14 protein-coding genes are annotated in these 14,876 nt (G+C 61.1%); 3 read left to right on the top strand and 11 right to left on the bottom strand.

The annotated features are described in order from the left end of the window. Positions 1–4: 4 nt before the first annotated feature. Positions 5–1,516, top strand: a complete 1,512-nt coding sequence (glpD, locus tag ASE26_RS07815) for a glycerol-3-phosphate dehydrogenase (RefSeq protein WP_055926533.1) — start codon at positions 5–7, stop codon at positions 1,514–1,516. Positions 1,517–1,545: 29 nt separating this feature from the next. Here glpD and ASE26_RS07810 read toward each other — a convergent pair whose 3' ends face one another. Together ASE26_RS07810 and ASE26_RS07805 are read right to left on the bottom strand one after the other, a co-directional pair. After that, positions 1,546–2,874: an IS4 family transposase gene (locus tag ASE26_RS07810; RefSeq protein WP_055926530.1), complete on the bottom strand. Its 1,329-nt coding sequence runs from the start codon at positions 2,872–2,874 to the stop codon at positions 1,546–1,548. Positions 2,875–3,007: 133 nt separating this feature from the next. After that, positions 3,008–4,513, bottom strand: coding sequence for a peptide MFS transporter (locus ASE26_RS07805; RefSeq protein ID WP_055926528.1), 1,506 nt, complete (start codon positions 4,511–4,513; stop codon positions 3,008–3,010). A 182-nt stretch (positions 4,514–4,695) separates the two neighbouring features. Here ASE26_RS07805 and ppnN point away from each other — a divergent pair, with 182 nt between their 5' ends. Further along, a complete protein-coding gene (ppnN, locus tag ASE26_RS07800) occupies positions 4,696–6,066 on the top strand; it encodes a nucleotide 5'-monophosphate nucleosidase PpnN (RefSeq protein ID WP_055926526.1) in 1,371 nt (456 codons plus the stop codon). Between the two features lie 33 nt (positions 6,067–6,099). Here the strand turns inward: ppnN and lysS are convergent, their stop codons facing one another. The 9 genes from lysS to ASE26_RS07750 all read right to left on the bottom strand — a co-directional run bounded on the left by lysS (position 6,100) and on the right by ASE26_RS07750 (position 12,651). After that, positions 6,100–7,638, bottom strand: a complete 1,539-nt coding sequence (gene lysS, locus ASE26_RS07795) for a lysine--tRNA ligase (RefSeq protein WP_055926524.1) — start codon at positions 7,636–7,638, stop codon at positions 6,100–6,102. A 4-nt stretch (positions 7,639–7,642) separates the two neighbouring features. Then, positions 7,643–8,305 (bottom strand): HAD family phosphatase, encoded by a 663-nt coding sequence (locus ASE26_RS07790; RefSeq protein ID WP_057245934.1) that lies wholly within the window; start codon positions 8,303–8,305, stop codon positions 7,643–7,645. Between the two features lie 3 nt (positions 8,306–8,308). Then, positions 8,309–9,413, bottom strand: a protein-coding gene (gene prfB, locus ASE26_RS07785) for a peptide chain release factor 2 (RefSeq protein ID WP_156397884.1) whose coding sequence is annotated in 2 segments (ribosomal slippage) — positions 8,309–9,331 and positions 9,333–9,413 — 1,104 coding nt in all. Because the reading frame shifts where the segments join, the coding sequence is not laid out codon by codon here. Between the two features lie 70 nt (positions 9,414–9,483). Beyond that, positions 9,484–9,870 (bottom strand): hypothetical protein, encoded by a 387-nt coding sequence (locus ASE26_RS07775; protein WP_057245933.1) that lies wholly within the window; start codon positions 9,868–9,870, stop codon positions 9,484–9,486. Between the two features lie 3 nt (positions 9,871–9,873). Then, positions 9,874–10,350, bottom strand: a complete 477-nt coding sequence (locus ASE26_RS07770) for a GNAT family N-acetyltransferase (RefSeq protein ID WP_057245931.1) — start codon at positions 10,348–10,350, stop codon at positions 9,874–9,876. A gap of 6 nt (positions 10,351–10,356) precedes the next feature. Next, positions 10,357–10,878 (bottom strand): phage tail protein, encoded by a 522-nt coding sequence (locus ASE26_RS07765; protein WP_057245929.1) that lies wholly within the window; start codon positions 10,876–10,878, stop codon positions 10,357–10,359. A gap of 14 nt (positions 10,879–10,892) precedes the next feature. Then, positions 10,893–11,435: a phage tail protein gene (locus tag ASE26_RS07760; protein WP_055926511.1), complete on the bottom strand. Its 543-nt coding sequence runs from the start codon at positions 11,433–11,435 to the stop codon at positions 10,893–10,895. Between the two features lie 19 nt (positions 11,436–11,454). Further along, on the bottom strand, positions 11,455–11,964 hold the full coding sequence (locus tag ASE26_RS07755; protein WP_055926508.1) for a phage tail protein: 510 nt from the start codon (positions 11,962–11,964) through the stop codon (positions 11,455–11,457). A gap of 66 nt (positions 11,965–12,030) precedes the next feature. Beyond that, a complete protein-coding gene (locus tag ASE26_RS07750) occupies positions 12,031–12,651 on the bottom strand; it encodes a PEP-CTERM sorting domain-containing protein (RefSeq protein ID WP_055926505.1) in 621 nt (206 codons plus the stop codon). Positions 12,652–12,881: 230 nt separating this feature from the next. On the opposite strand from ASE26_RS07750, the gene ASE26_RS07745 reads away from it, so the two are divergent. Continuing rightward, positions 12,882–14,867 (top strand): bifunctional 2',3'-cyclic-nucleotide 2'-phosphodiesterase/3'-nucleotidase, encoded by a 1,986-nt coding sequence (locus ASE26_RS07745; RefSeq protein ID WP_055926502.1) that lies wholly within the window; start codon positions 12,882–12,884, stop codon positions 14,865–14,867. Positions 14,868–14,876: the final 9 nt, after the last annotated feature.

The following is a 14,876-nucleotide window of genomic DNA, read 5'->3' as shown; positions in this document are numbered from 1 at the left end:
ACGGATGGCGGACGTAGATTGCGATGTACTGGTAGTAGGCGGCGGGATCAATGGGGCGGGCATCGCGCGCGACGCGGCGGGCCGCGGGCTGTGCGTCGTCCTGTGCGAAAAGGATGACCTGGCGTCACACACTTCGTCCGCCTCCACCAAATTGATCCACGGCGGCCTGCGCTACCTGGAATACTATGAATTCCGGCTGGTGCGCAAAGCGCTGGCGGAACGCGAAGTGCTGTTGCGCAGTGCGCCCCACATCATGTGGCCGTTGCGCTTCGTGATGCCGCACGACGCCGGCCAGCGCCCGGCGCTGCTGATTCGCGCCGGCCTTTTCCTCTACGACATGCTGGCCAAGCGCGAGCTGCTGCCGGGTTCGCGCGGCATCAACCTGCGTTGCCATCCGGCGGGACGGCCGTTGAAAGAGTCCTTCAGTGCCGGTTTTGAGTACTCCGATGGCTGGGTTGACGATGCCCGGCTGGTGGTCCTGAACGCGATGGACGCTTGCGCCAAAGGCGCCTGCATCCTGACCCGCACCAGCTGCGTCGGCGTCGAGCGCCATGCCGACCATTGGGTAGCCACGCTGCGCAAGGCTGACGGTACGGAAAAACGCATCACCACGCGGGCCGTAGTGAACGCGGCAGGGCCCTGGGCGCAGTCCTTTATCCAGTCGGCAGGGGGCAAGCAGCAGTCGCGCAACCTGCGCCTGGTGAAAGGCAGCCATATCGTGGTGCGCCGCATCTTCGAGCATGACCAGGCCTATATTTTCCAGAACAGGGATGGGCGCATTGTGTTCGCCATCCCGTATGAACGCGACTTCACGCTGATCGGCACCACCGACCTCGAATACAAGGGCGATCCGCAGCGTGTAACGATTGAAGAAAGCGAAATCCGCTACCTGTGCGACTTGGCCAGCGAGTACTTCCGCGAGCCGGTGCGCCCGGCCGACGTGGTGTGGACCTACGCCGGCGTGCGTCCATTGCTGGAAGACGCAGCGGCCGATGCCAAAGCTGTTACGCGGGATTATTTCCTGGAACTCGACAAGGAAGGGGCGCCGCTGTTGAATATCTTCGGCGGCAAGATCACGACCTTCCGCAAGCTGGCCGAAGACGCAACGGACATCCTGTGCAAGACGCTCGGCCGGCCGGAAAAAGGCTGGACCGAAATGGCCTGCCTGCCGGGCGGCGACCTGTTCGGCGCCATGCCGCAGAACCGTTCGGTGCTGGAATTTTGCACCTGGGCCGCCGCAGTGCAGGTCAAGTACGACTGGCTGCCGCAGGAACTGGTGAAGCGCTATGTGCGTGCCTACGGCACGCGCGTTCATACGCTGCTCGAAGGCTGCGCATCGTTGGCCGACATGGGGGAAGAGATCCTGCCTGGCGTGTACGCGGCGGAAGTGAACTACCTGCGCCGCAAGGAATGGGCTGTCACTGCGGCCGACATCCTGTGGCGCCGCTCCAAGCTCGGACTGCATTTGCCTGCCGGAGCCGAAGCCAGGCTCGACGCCTGGCTTGCAGCAAACTGAAAAAAAGGCAGCCGAAGCTGTAATGCCGTTCAGTTAAGATCCTTTTTCAGGTATCGAACGACATATCGCTGAGGCAGGGCTTTGACGGCCCGGTCGATTTTTCGACCGGGCCGTCCTTCATTTGGGAGCATGACCAATCGCTGGCGAAGGCGTTGCATCAGTGCAGGAAGTTTGCCCTGCGCGCGGGTCACAGCAGCCCAGTGCAGTTCGTATTGAATGGTGTGGAATGCACGGATGAAGCTGATTTCTATCGGCGCGCATTTCACTGCCAGCGCTGCCTTGGCTATTTCCAGACGTATGAGATTGTAGGCGGTCAGTGTGCCCCAGATTTCCTGGTAGACGCGTTCCACAGTACGGCTGCGCAGAGTCAATGCCATGCCCATCATTGTCTGTTTGAGTTCACGGTAGCTGGTCTCGATTTGCCAGCGGTTCGCGTAACAGGCGGCGATGTCCTTAGCCGCATAGCGCTTGATATCGGACAGTGATGTCAGTAGTACGTATTTGCGTGCGCTCTGGTCGATGACTGTGATGGCGCGAGCGCGCCATGCTTTGGGAAGAGCCGGACATTTCTTGCGTGCTTGGGGCGATACGCGCATCTCGATGATGCCGTCGTCCGGTGTGCCACAGACCATTTCCCATTTGGTATTGGCCTTCGCGGGAATGATGAAGTGGCGGTTGGTTCCACCATTAGCCAGGCCGCAAAGAATCTCAGCCGACAGAAAGCCCTTGTCAAAAACAGTGAGCGAGTCATCAGGAATCGATGTGAGCAGCTCTTTAGCATAGAGCATTTCGTTGATTCCATAAGGGCCGAACCTCGCATCGCGGATCAGGTGCGTCGGCACGGCAGTTAAAGTCACACCCCGCACCTGCGGATAGCTGGAGATTCGCCCGCTGGGAGAAACGTGATAGCCAAAATGCTTGCGATGTTCTGGCGTATCGGCCGTCTTCAAAGTCGTGCCGTCCATCGCAAACAGGCTCAGCCCCTTGAATAAATATTGCTTACCGTCTTGTTCCGACCAAGCTTTAGCCGATATCTCGAATAACGCCCGCAAGGGTTCAGCACCAAGGCGTTGCCGTGCTTGCGCGACCGCACTCTTGCTTACAAAGGGCACCTGCGCATCCGGCAATGCCAGGTCCAGATCATCCACCACTTCGCTGATGGACTGATGACGATACAGCGCAAGTGCAACTACCAGCCACACTACCTGCTCAGCCGGCAGGCGGCGTTGACGGATGCTTGCTTTGCCAGTGTACGCGACCGCTTGCTCGACCCACTCGCAGGGCAAATGCTGACCTAGTCGCGCCCAGTCCGGGCATTCCTGGGCTTGCACGAGAAAATGGAGTGCGTCATCAAGCATGTGACGCAGGTTAACAGCCCCGATCAACGTTTACAACATCCAGAAAGAAAAATGCCGTTCAGTCTTAACTGAACGGCATTACAGCCGAAGCTGCCTTTTTTTTGCTTGAAAAATGGGGGCGTACCCCATTTTTTTATTTCACGCCGTGCATCAGTTTCTGGATGAACGGGGCGAGGATGAACAGCAGCACGCCGCCGCCGATCAGGATCCAGAAGCCCTGGGTGTAGCCGGTCAGCGCCGATTCAACGGTCATGCCGTGCTCGCCGGACATCATCGAGGCGACGATGCCGGACAGGTTGTTGCCGATGCCGGTGGACAGGAACCAGCCGCCCATGCCCATGCCAACCAGGCGGGTCGGGGCCAGCTTGGTCACCATCGACAGGCCGATCGGGGACAGGCACAGCTCACCGATGGACTGGATCACGTAGACCATGAACAGGGTCCAGAACGGGATCATTTTCTTGTCGTCGACCAGGTGGGTCAGCGCGTACATCAGCAGGCCGAAGGCCAGGCCGTTGCCGATAATGCCCAGCGCGAACTTGCGCGGGATCGATGGGTTCTGGCCGCGCTTGCCCATCCAGACCCAGATTGCTGCCACAACCGGTGCGAAGAAGATGATGGCCAGCGAGTTGACCGACTGGAACCAGGCAACCGGGAAGGTCATGAAGCCCAGTTCGCGGTTCACGATCTGGTCGGCCAGGAAGGTGAAGGAGGAACCTGCCTGTTCGAAGAAGCACCAGAACATGATGTTGAAGGCGAAGATCACCATCATGGCGATGGTCTTGTCGCGGGCCACAGGGCCGTTGCGCACGCCTTCGACGATCAGCATCACCACCAGGATCAGGAACAGCACCGACAGCACGCCTTGCAGTTTTTCTGCGCCCAGTGCCAGCAGGCTGTACACGACAGGGATCATGACCAGTGCGCCCAGGGAGACGTAAGCGATGCGCATCGGGCTCTTGGCTTCCGCTGCCGGTTCGCCAATGCCTTTCAGGCTGCGGCGGCCCAGGTAGAACCAGAACAGCGAAATGATCATGCCAACGCCGGCAGAGATGAACACGATCTTGTAAGCCGGCGTGTCGCCGGTGTTGAAGACTTTCTGCGCGAGCAGCTGGGTAATGATCGGGGCCAGGAAGCCGCCGACGTTAATGCCCATGTAGAAAATGGTGAAGCCGGAATCGCGGCGGGTGTCGTCCAGCGAATACAGCTTGCCGACCATGGTCGAGATATTCGGCTTGAACATGCCGTTACCGACGATGATGGTCGCCAGGCCGAACTTGAAGATGGTCGGGTCGGGGATGGCGATCATGAACAGGCCGGCCGCCATGAAGCTTGCGCCGACCAGGATGGAACGCTGGTAGCCCAGCACGCGGTCGGCGACATAGCCGCCGAACAATGCACCGGCATACACCAGCGCCAGGTAGGAACCGTAAGTCAGGTTGGCTGCCGCCTGGCCCGACGCATCGCCGTGGTAAAACTGCGAAACGATGTACAGTACCAGCGCCCAGCGGATCCCGTAAAACGCAAAGCGTTCCCAGAATTCGGACATAAACAGCATCCAGAGCGGAGCAGGGTGACCCATGATCTGCCTGAACTCAGGGATTTTAGCCTCGGTGGTTTGCGTGATAGGACCGCTCATGCGGTTTCTCCTGGTCGAAAAAAAGCCGAATTGTAATCCACCCCGAACGGTTAAGGGCAAATTCGCGTGCTGCAAAGCAGCATTGTGGTATGTTTGCCAAGCTTGCGTCTGTGAATCGGCATACCAAGAGCGTATATTGAAGGTGCAGTCCCCCAAAAGTTAAATAAAAGGATTTATGTATCATGGACAGCAACGTTGTCGATACTCTCATCGCTCCGGAGGGCAGGCTTGAAGTCCTGTCCAAGGCGGAGGTGGTCCAACTGCTCGACTCGGGTAAAGGCGGCCTCTATAACATCTTCCGCAACTGCGCCCTGGCGGTGCTGAATTGCGGCAGCACGATCGACGATGGAAAGGAATTGCTGGATCGCTTCAAGTCGTTTGACATCAACATCCTGCAGCGCGAGCGCGGGATCAAGCTGGAAATCAAAGGTGCGCCGGCCATCGCTTTCGTCGATGGCAAGATGATCAAGGGTATCCACGAGCACCTGTTTGCGGTGCTGCGCGATATTGTCTTTGTCAGCAACGAAGTCACGGGGAATCCGAAGTTCGACCTGGCCCGCAGTGAGGGTATCACCGACGCCGTATTCCATATCCTGCGCAATGCGAATGTACTGAAGCCGCAGCTCAATCCGAACCTGGTGGTGTGCTGGGGCGGCCATTCGATCAACCGCGCTGAATACAACTATTCGAAGGAAGTGGGCTACCAGCTTGGCCTGCGCGGGCTGGATATCTGCACCGGCTGCGGCCCGGGCGCGATGAAGGGGCCGATGAAGGGCGCCACCATTGGTCACGCCAAGCAGCGTTTTACCGGTGGGCGCTACCTGGGTATCACGGAGCCGGGCATTATCGCCGCCGAATCGCCGAACCCGATCGTGAACGACCTGGTAATCATGCCGGATATCGAAAAGCGCCTGGAGGCATTCGTGCGCGTAGGCCATGGCATCTGCGTGTTCCCGGGCGGCGCGGGTACGGCGGAGGAGATCCTGTATATCCTTGGCATCCTGCTGCATCCGGATAATGCGGACATTCCGTTCCCGCTGATCTTCACTGGTCCGGAAACAGCGCGCGAATACTTCGTGCAGATCAATGAGTTCATCGGCCTGACGCTGGGCCCGGAGGCGCAGAAGCGCTACAAGATCATCGTCGATGATCCGGAGCTGGTGGCGCAGGAGATGCAGGAGGGGATGAAGCAGGTGCGCGAGTACCGCAAATCGCGTTCGGACGCCTACTACTTCAACTGGGCTTTGAAGATTGACGATGAGTTCCAGCGTCCGTTCGCACCGACGCACGAAAACATGCGCAACCTGAGCCTGCACAAGAACCAGCCGGTGCACGTGCTGGCGGCCAACCTGCGCCGGGCGTTTTCAGGCGTGGTAGCGGGCAACGTGAAGGAAGAGGGCATTCGCACCATCGAGAAGTATGGCCACTTCGAGATCCACGGCGACAAGGAAATCATGGGGCCGATGGATGCGCTGCTGGCGTCTTTCGTGGCGCAAAGCCGGATGAAGCTGGCGGGCAAGGCTTACACGCCTTGCTACAGGGTGATCCAGTAAGTAAAAGGGCCGCAATCGAGCGGCCCTTTTTTATCAGTCTTCCTTGCGCAGGTGCGGGAAGAGCAGTACGTCGCGGATGTTCGGCGAGTCGGTCAGCAGCATCATCAGGCGGTCGATGCCGATGCCGCAGCCGCCGGCCGGCGGCATGCCGTATTCCAGTGCGCGGATGAAGTCGGCGTCGTAGTACATCGCTTCGTCGTCGCCGGCTTCCTTGGCCTTCATCTGGGCCAGGAAACGTGCCGACTGGTCTTCGGCGTCGTTCAGCTCGGAGAAGCCGTTGGCGATCTCGCGGCCAACCATGAACAGCTCGAAGCGCTCGGTGATGCCTTCGCGGGTATCGGAAGCGCGGGCCAGTGGCGACACTTCGATCGGGTAGTCGATGATGAAGGTCGGTTCCCACAGTTGCGCTTCGGCGGTTTCTTCGAACAGCGCCAGCTGCAGCGCGCCCAGGCCGGAGGTAGCGAATGGCTTGACGCCGAATTTCAGCAGCTCGGCCTTCAGGAAGTCCATGTCGTTCAGCTGCGCTTCGGTGTAGCCTGGCGCGTACTTGTTGATGGCGCCGCAGATGGTCAGGCGCTGGAACGGCTTGGACAGGTCCAGTTCACGGCCGCCGTAGGTCAGCACGGCGCTGCCCTTGGCGTCGACCGCGGCCTGGCGGATCACTTTCTCGGTGAAGTCCATGATCCATTCGTAGTCGGTGTAGGCCGCGTAGAACTCCATCATGGTGAATTCAGGGTTGTGACGGACCGACACGCCTTCGTTACGGAAGTTGCGGTTGATCTCGAACACGCGGTCGAAGCCGCCCACCACCAGGCGCTTCAGGTACAGCTCGGGAGCGATACGCATGAACATCTGCATGTCCAGCGCGTTGTGGTGGGTGATGAAAGGTTTGGCCGACGCGCCGCCCGGGATCGGGTGCAGCATCGGGGTCTCGACTTCCATGAATTCGTTGGCTTCCATGAAGCGGCGGATCGACGAAATCGCAGCGGTACGCGCCTTGAAGGTACGGCGGGTTTCTTCGCTGGTGATCAGGTCGACGTAGCGCTGGCGGTACTTGGTTTCCTGGTCGGCCAGGCCGTGGAACTTGTCCGGCAGCGGGCGCAGGGCCTTGGTGATCAGCTTGATCTCGCTGACCTTGACGGTCAGTTCATCGGTCTTGGTCTTGAACAGGGTGCCGGTCACGCCCAGGATATCGCCCAGGTCCCAGCTGCCAAAGGCTTCCATTGCCTCTTCGCCGGTGGTATCCATGTTGACGTAGATCTGGATGCGGCCGTCGGCTTTCTGGCCGGAGGAATCCTGCAGGGTCGCGAAGGCGGCTTTCTTGCCGGCTTCGCGGCGCAGCATCATGCGGCCGGCGATGACGACGGGTACAGGCTCGGCTTCCAGTTCTTCGCGGGTCTTCTCGCCATACTGCAGGTGCAGGTCGGCAGCCTTGTGCTGAGGACGGAAATCGTTAGGGAAGGCGACGCTCTGTTTTTCGCGGATGGCAGCCAGCTTGGCGCGGCGCTCGGCGATGATCTTGTTGTCGTCCTGGCCTGGTGCCTGGTCTTGCACTTGGTTTTCCGTAGTCATGGTTTTAATGGTTTGTCAGTGTATTGATATCGATTTCGCTGAAGTCGCGTGCAATGCAGATCACATTGTCGAACGCCTTAAACGCTTCAGCAGGCAAAGTGGTTGTCAGGACGACGCAGCGCATGCCGGCTCGGCGCGCTGCTTCCACGCCCAAAGGCGCGTCCTCGAACACGATGCAGTGCGCCGGATCGGCGCCGCAGCGTTCGGCCGCCAGCAGGAACACGTCTGGTTCCGGCTTGCCGCGTTTGACGTCGGCGGCGCCGACGACGGTGTCGAACAGTTCGCGCACACCCAGGCCATCCAGCGTGAAGTCCACGTTGCAGGGCGGGGCGGCGGTACCCACCGCCAGGCGAATGCCGGCGGCTTGGGCTGCATTCACCAGTGCGCCAAAGCCTTCCACGGCGCGCAGGTGGGGAGCATAGATTTCGCGGTACAGCACTTCCTTCTCTCCGATCAGGGCGGTCACGTCGTCATGCGCCAGGCCCTCGCCGAGGTATTGGCGCATGATTTCGTGGCCGGTGCGGCCGGCGGTGGCGGCAAAGAAGGCCGCCTCGTCGACAGCATGGCCGCGGCGGCTGAAGAACTCCAGCCACGAGCGGGTGTGGAAACCCATGTTGTCGACGATGGTGCCGTCCATGTCGAAGATGAAGGCGCGCTGCTGAATCATGCTTTAGATGCCTTGCTTCAGGGACGCGGAGATGAAGTCGTCCAGGTCGCCGTCCAGCACCTTGCCGGTGTTGCCGGTCTCGAAGCCGGTGCGCAAGTCCTTGATGCGGGATTGGTCCAGCACGTAGGAACGGATCTGGTGGCCCCAGCCGACGTCGGTCTTGGAGTCTTCCAGCGACTGCTGCTCGCTCATGCGCTTGCGCAGTTCCAGTTCGTACAGCTTGGCCTTCAGCATGTCCATCGCTTCGGCCTTGTTGCGGTGCTGCGAGCGGTCGTTCTGGCACTGCACCACAATACCGGACGGGCCGTGGGTAATACGCACTGCGGAGTCGGTCTTGTTAATGTGCTGGCCGCCGGCGCCGGATGCGCGGTAGGTGTCGATGCGCAGGTCGGCAGGGTTGATCTCGATCTCGATCGAATCATCGACTTCCGGGTATACGAACAGCGACACGAAGGATGTGTGGCGGCCGCCCGAGGAGTCGAACGGCGACTTGCGCACCAGGCGGTGCACGCCGGTTTCGGTGCGCAGGTGGCCGTAAGCGTATTCGCCTTCCACTTTCAGGGTGGCGGTCTTGATGCCGGCAACTTCGCCTTCGGACTCTTCCAGCACCTCGGCTTTGAAGCCTTTGCGGTCGCAATAGCGCAGGTACTGGCGCAGCAGCATGGACGCCCAGTCCTGGGCTTCGGTACCGCCGGCGCCGGCCTGGATGTCGATGAAGCAGTTGTTCGGGTCCATCGGATTGCTGAACATCCGGCGGAATTCCATCTGTTCGATGATCTGCTGGATGTCGGCGGTATCCGCAATCACGGCTTCGAGCGTGTCGTCGTCGCCTTCTTCCTTGCCCATTGCGAACAGTTCGTTCATGTCGCGCAGGTCGCTTTCTGCCTTCTGCAAGGTCAGGACCACGCCTTCAAGGGCTTTTTTCTCGCGGCCCATGTCCTGGGCTTTTTTCGGGTCGTTCCAAACGGCCGGATCTTCAAGTTCGGCGTTCAGTTGTTCCAGTTTCTCCGACTTCTTATCGAAGTCAAAGATACCTCCGAAGTTCGGCTTCGCGGTTGGTCAGGTCCGCGAGCAGGTTGGCGAGGGAATTGATGCGTTCAGCTTCCATGGTTTTTCAGGTCTGATAGTTGTGAAATCGAACCTGAAATTATACCTCAGAGGCTGGCGCATCGGGCAGCTCACACGAGCAGGCTGAATTCGGCGCGGTACAGGGCGCCCAGGCCGGCTGCCGGGCCACGGCCGGCAGGCTCCATGAAGATGGACATGCGACCTGAAAGAGGGTTGTCTATTTCATAAATACCCGCATCCAGCCATGGCGCGCCGGTGAAAAGCAGGGTGAACTGCTCCTGGTGCGGCGCTTCCTTGCCGCCGCGCACAGCCAGCAGGTCGAGCGAGGTGCCGCGCTTGCCCTGGAATGCGATGAATTGCTGGCCCACCAGGTCGCGGAAACCGGCCATGCGCAATGTGGATGCGCTTGGCGGCAGGGCAGCCAGCGATGCGGCGCGGGCTACGGCCGGGGCGCCAACCAGGGTGCCTGCGGCGAGGATGAAATTGCGACGTTCCATGACTTATTCCTTTAACAAGATGGGATGCCATTCCATGGCGATGTACAGGCCGTCCGTTGCCGCCGGCTGGAAGCCGAGGCGGCGATACAGGGCGCCGGCCGGGTTGTCTTGTAAAACGTGCAAGCGCAAGGGCAGGCCCGCGCGCTGGCTGGCGTCCTCCAGCCGGGCCAGCAGGCGGTAGCCGATGCCTTGGCCCCGGAAGCCGGGAAGCAGGCTGATGTCGGCCAGGCGGATCTCGTCCCGGCCGCGCGCCACGTACAGGCGGCCGGCAGCAAGGCCGTCGGCCAGGACGATGCTTTCCTCCATGCCGGGGAAGCGGCGGCGGTAATCGGTGAGCTGGGCTTCATATTGCATGCGAACCAGCATGGTTTTGACGGCGTGGTCCAGGATTGCGAGATCCTCGCGCGTGCTTTCCACCAGCGCCAGCAGGAAGGTCTGGTCGCCGGCTTCGACCGGCCGCATGGCGAGATGGCTGCTCATCGCTACTCAGCTGCGCGGCGGGAAGATGCCGCTCAAGGCAATGATGAAGTTGACCACCAGGTAGGGCTGGAGATTGTTATGCGCGCCGCCGCCGCCGGCCGTGCCTAGCGGACCCGCCGCGGATGGCGCAATTGCTGTCGCATCGTGGTAAGGCGCGCTGATCGTGACCGGTTTGGCGAGGATGGCGTTGGCCGGTGATTGCACCGAGGCGGTGGCGCTGGAGGCGGTCATGCCATGGCTGTGTGAAGGCATTTCGAGTGCGGTCAGCGTCGCTGTGGCCGCGCCGCCTTGCTCACCCAGGTCGCGCGGACTGAGCCCAGGCCCGCTGCCGGCATGCATTGGAATGCGCTGGCGCAGGTCCGGTAGCGCGAAGTTGGTTTTGCCATTTCCGCCGTAGGTGGTGCCGAGAATGGAAAACAGCGCGGTGTTCTGCGCAATGGGGAGTAGCTGGCCATTGCACATAGCCCAACCGACGGGTGCGAAATTACCGCTGAACATGCGGATTTCGCCGATATAACGCTCTGCCATGCTGGACTCCTCGGCTAGTTCTGCGATGGGAAGATGCCTTCAATGGCGATGATGAAGCTGACCGCCAGGAAGGGCGCCATATTGTTATGCGGCTGGTTGCCTCCGGCCGGCTGGATCGCCTGGGGCGACATGGCCACAGCGCTGGAAGCGGCAGGCGCGTAAAACCTGGGCTTTGCCGGCGCGGCCGGTACGTAAGTCGTCGGTCCGGCCAGGTTGATGCCGGTGCCGGTGGCTGGCGGCACCGCCGTGCTGGCGCTCGCGCTGTGGCTATGGACCGGGATCTGGTTGCTGTTCAGGGTCACCGTTTCGACGCCCGCTTGCTGGCCGATGACATAGCTGTTGCCGGTGCCGGGCTGCGTGCCCTGGTGCAGCGGCACGCGCCCGCGCAGGTCGGGCAAGGCAAAGGTGGTTTGCCCGTTGCCGCCGTAGGTGGTGCCGATCAGGGCAAACAGGGCGGTATTCTGCGCTATCGACAGCAGGCTGCCGTCGCAAAATGCCCAGCCGAGGGGCGGGAAGTTACCCGCGAACAGGCGAATCTCGCCGATGAAGTTATCCATGCGCCGGCTCCGGTCTGGTCTAGGACTGCGAGGGGAAGCTGCCCTGCAGCGCGATGATGAAATTGATGGCCAGGTAGGGCTGCATATTCTCGTGCGGCTGGCTGCCGCCGGAATTGCCGACCGTACTGGGCGCCAGGGTGGCGGTACTGTCTTGCGGCGCGTAGTAGTTGAGCGCACCGGCTTCGACATTGCCCAGCACGCGCCCGCTCGGGTCGGCCTGGTGGCTGACTGCCGTCGAAATGCCAAGGCTATGAGTGTGTGCCGGCATCTCGCTGGCGCTCAGGGTGTGGCTGGCTGCGCCCCCCTGCTGGCCCAGGCCGAAGCCGGCATCCATATGGACCGGTACGCGGCCACGCAGGTCGGGCAGGGCAAATGTGGTCTGGCCGTTGCCGCCGTAGGTGGTGCCCAATATGGAGAACAGCGCCTGGTTCTGGTTGATTGGCAGGATCTGGCCATTGCACAGGGCCCAGCCCTTGGGGGCAAATTGAAATCCCGTCATCCGGATTTCTGCGAGATACGGTTCGGACATGCAGCCTCCTTGCAGGTGCAGGCGCCCCGGCTGGGGCGCTGCAACCGTTTCAGTGGATGGAATGGTTCAGGAACGGGCGGCGCGGCGGCGGTTGTAGCCCAGGGCCGCGAGGCCACCGGCCAGCAGCGCCAGGGAGGCTGGTTCGGGCAAATCCGGGTCACCCGGGTCGTTCGGTCCGCGCAGGAATTCAAGGCTGATGTTGTCGAGCTGGTTCCAGTAGATCGGGTCGTTGTTGAAGTTGCCGAATTCAAGAAGGGTGCTTGCCGAAAGGGCGGTCACGATCAGGGTATGCGTGCCCCAGTCGCCGGCAATATCCGCTTCGTTGAAGACCGTGGCGGCGCCGAATTTGACCTGGGCCTGGTTATCCGGCGGGAATTGCGGATCGGTGGTCCAGCGCTGCAGGTCGAACTTGAGCTGGTAGGTGGCGCCGGCAATCGTGGTAATCGTTTGGCGCAAGAAGCCAAGCTCGGTAGTATTCAAGTCGCCGAAGACGCGGTTGCTGCCGTCCGCCAGCGGGGAGCCTGTTACGTCCCGGTCGAAGGCCTGGCCGCCGCCGCCCGGGCTGGCAATGGTCCACATGCTGACGTCAAGATTCTCGAAATTTCCATTCAAGACCAGGTTGGGGCCCGCTTGCGCAAGTGATGCTGTGAGGAGCAGGATCGAGGTAAGCGCGGTGCGGAGTTTCATGATCTTTTCCTTTTGGCGGATGGCTGAAAGTTGAGATGGATCATACGACCGAGTATTGACAATCGAACATTTATTTGCGTCAACGTGGCGCATTTGCAAAGATTCCATATAATTTTGCAAGCCGGTGCGCTGCGCCCCCGAGTGCAATGTGCAATTCTTTGGATTGCAAGGGCTACGTCAGTGGCGCAAGGCAAATATTCATCGGTAAATTTCAATTCAAAAGACAGTCAATGCGCCTCCTTTTTCTCGTTCCAGCCGCCGCCTTCCTGGCCGGCTGCAGCAGCATTCCAGCCAAGCCGCCGCAAGGCTCGCAAGCCGCGTTCGTCATTCTTGAAACGACGGACCTGCATGCCAATGTCCGCAGCTATGACTACTACAAACTGGCGCCGGACGCCTCGCTGGGGCTGGAGCGCACGGCGACCCTGATCCGCCAGGCGCGCAAGGAATTCCCGAATTCGCTGCTACTCGACAACGGCGACACGATCCAGGGCACCGCGCTGGGCGACTACCAGGCGCTGGTAGCGCCAGTTGGTTGCGGCCAAGCGCTGGCCATTTACAAGGCCATGAACGTACTCGGATTCGAAGGTGGCTCGGTCGGCAACCATGAATTCAATTGGGGACTGGATTTCCTGGGCCAGGTCACGGCTAGCCGCTTTGGCGCGGAAGGAGCTTCGGCCCGCGCCCAGCCTTGCGCCGGCCCGGCGTTCCCGGTGGTGCTGGCGAATGTGGTTGATGCCCGCAGCGGCGTGCCGCTGTTCGAGCCTTATCGCATTCTCGACAAGCGTGTGAGCGCGACCGGACCGGATGGCAGACCCGTTGAGGCGACGCTCAAGGTGGGCATCATCGGCTTCACGACCCCGGCGATCATGGGCTGGGACAAGCGCTGGCTTGAGGGGCGTGTGCGCACCGAAGGCTGGCGTGAAACTGCGCAACGCTACATCCCCGAGATGCGCGCCAAGGGCGCGGACGTGATCGTGGCCATTTCGCACGCTGGCCTGGATGGCGCGGCCTACGCGCCTGCAATGGAGAATGGCAGCTTGTACCTGGCGCAGGTGCCCGGCATCGATGCGCTGTTGCTGGGGCATTCGCACGACGTATTCCCGAATGCGGCCGGCAAGGCTGCTGGGTTCAACCTGCCTGGCGTCGACAAGGTCCAGGGGCGGGTGCATGGGGTGCCGACAGTGATGCCTGGACTTTGGGGCAAGCACCTGGGTGTGGTCCAGCTTGCGCTGCGTCACGACGGCGAGCGCTGGGTGTCCGATGCCGGCTCAGCGAAGGTTGAAACGCGCAGCATCCAGCGTCCTGACCGCAGCTTCGTTGACCCTGACCCGGAAATCGCCGCGCTGGTAAAGGCCGAACACGAGGCGACTATCGCCTACGTCAAAACGCCGATTGGCGATACGGACTTCCGCATGTCGGCCTATTTTGCCGACGTGGGCGACGTATCGGCGATCCAGATTGTGAACCAGGCGCAGGCCGACTATGTGCGGCGGCATGTGCAGGCGAACCTGCCGCAATATGCGCAGTTGCCTGTGTTGTCCATGTCGGCGCCATTCAAGACCGGCGCGGCGGGCGCGGCCGATTACACAGACGTCGCTCCCGGCCAGATGGCCCTGAACAATGCCGCTGACCTTTACCTGTACCCGAACGACTTGCACGCCGTGAAAGTCGATGGCGCAACGCTGAAGGCCTGGCTGGAAAAGTCTGCCGGCCGCTTCAATATCATCGATCCAGCCCGCAGCGAACCGCAGGAGCTGGTCAACGCCGCCTTCGCTGGCTTCAATTTCGACATGCTGACCGACCCGGACGTGCGCTACCAGATCGATGTGACGCAGCCGCCGGGCCAGCGCATTAAGGAATTGACTTGGCGCGGAAGGCCGGTGCAGCCTGGGCAGGAGTTCATCGTCGCGACCAATAACTTCCGCGCCAGCGGCGGTGGCGGGTTCCCGGGGCTGGATGGCAGCAAGACGATCTTCGCTTCGCCGGACAATAACCGTGCGGTGCTGATTGCTTACATCAAATCGGTGCAGCACCTGTCCCGCGCCGCCAATGGCGCCGCGCATAGCTGGCGGTTTGCCCCGGCGCGTACCAAGGGACCGGTGATTTTCCGGTCGGCGCCAGGCAAGCTGGCACTTGCGCGTGAAGCCGGGCTCGACTTCGTCCAGGAGCGCGGCGATGGTGCGTATGAAATATTGTTTGATTTGCCAATAAACTGATTGCATAGT

Source organism: Duganella sp. Root198D2, from assembly GCF_001428585.1.
Lineage (GTDB): Bacteria > Pseudomonadota > Gammaproteobacteria > Burkholderiales > Burkholderiaceae_D > Rugamonas.
Note: the sequence above shows the minus strand (reverse complement) of the source record. Positions and strands in the feature narration are given on the sequence as shown.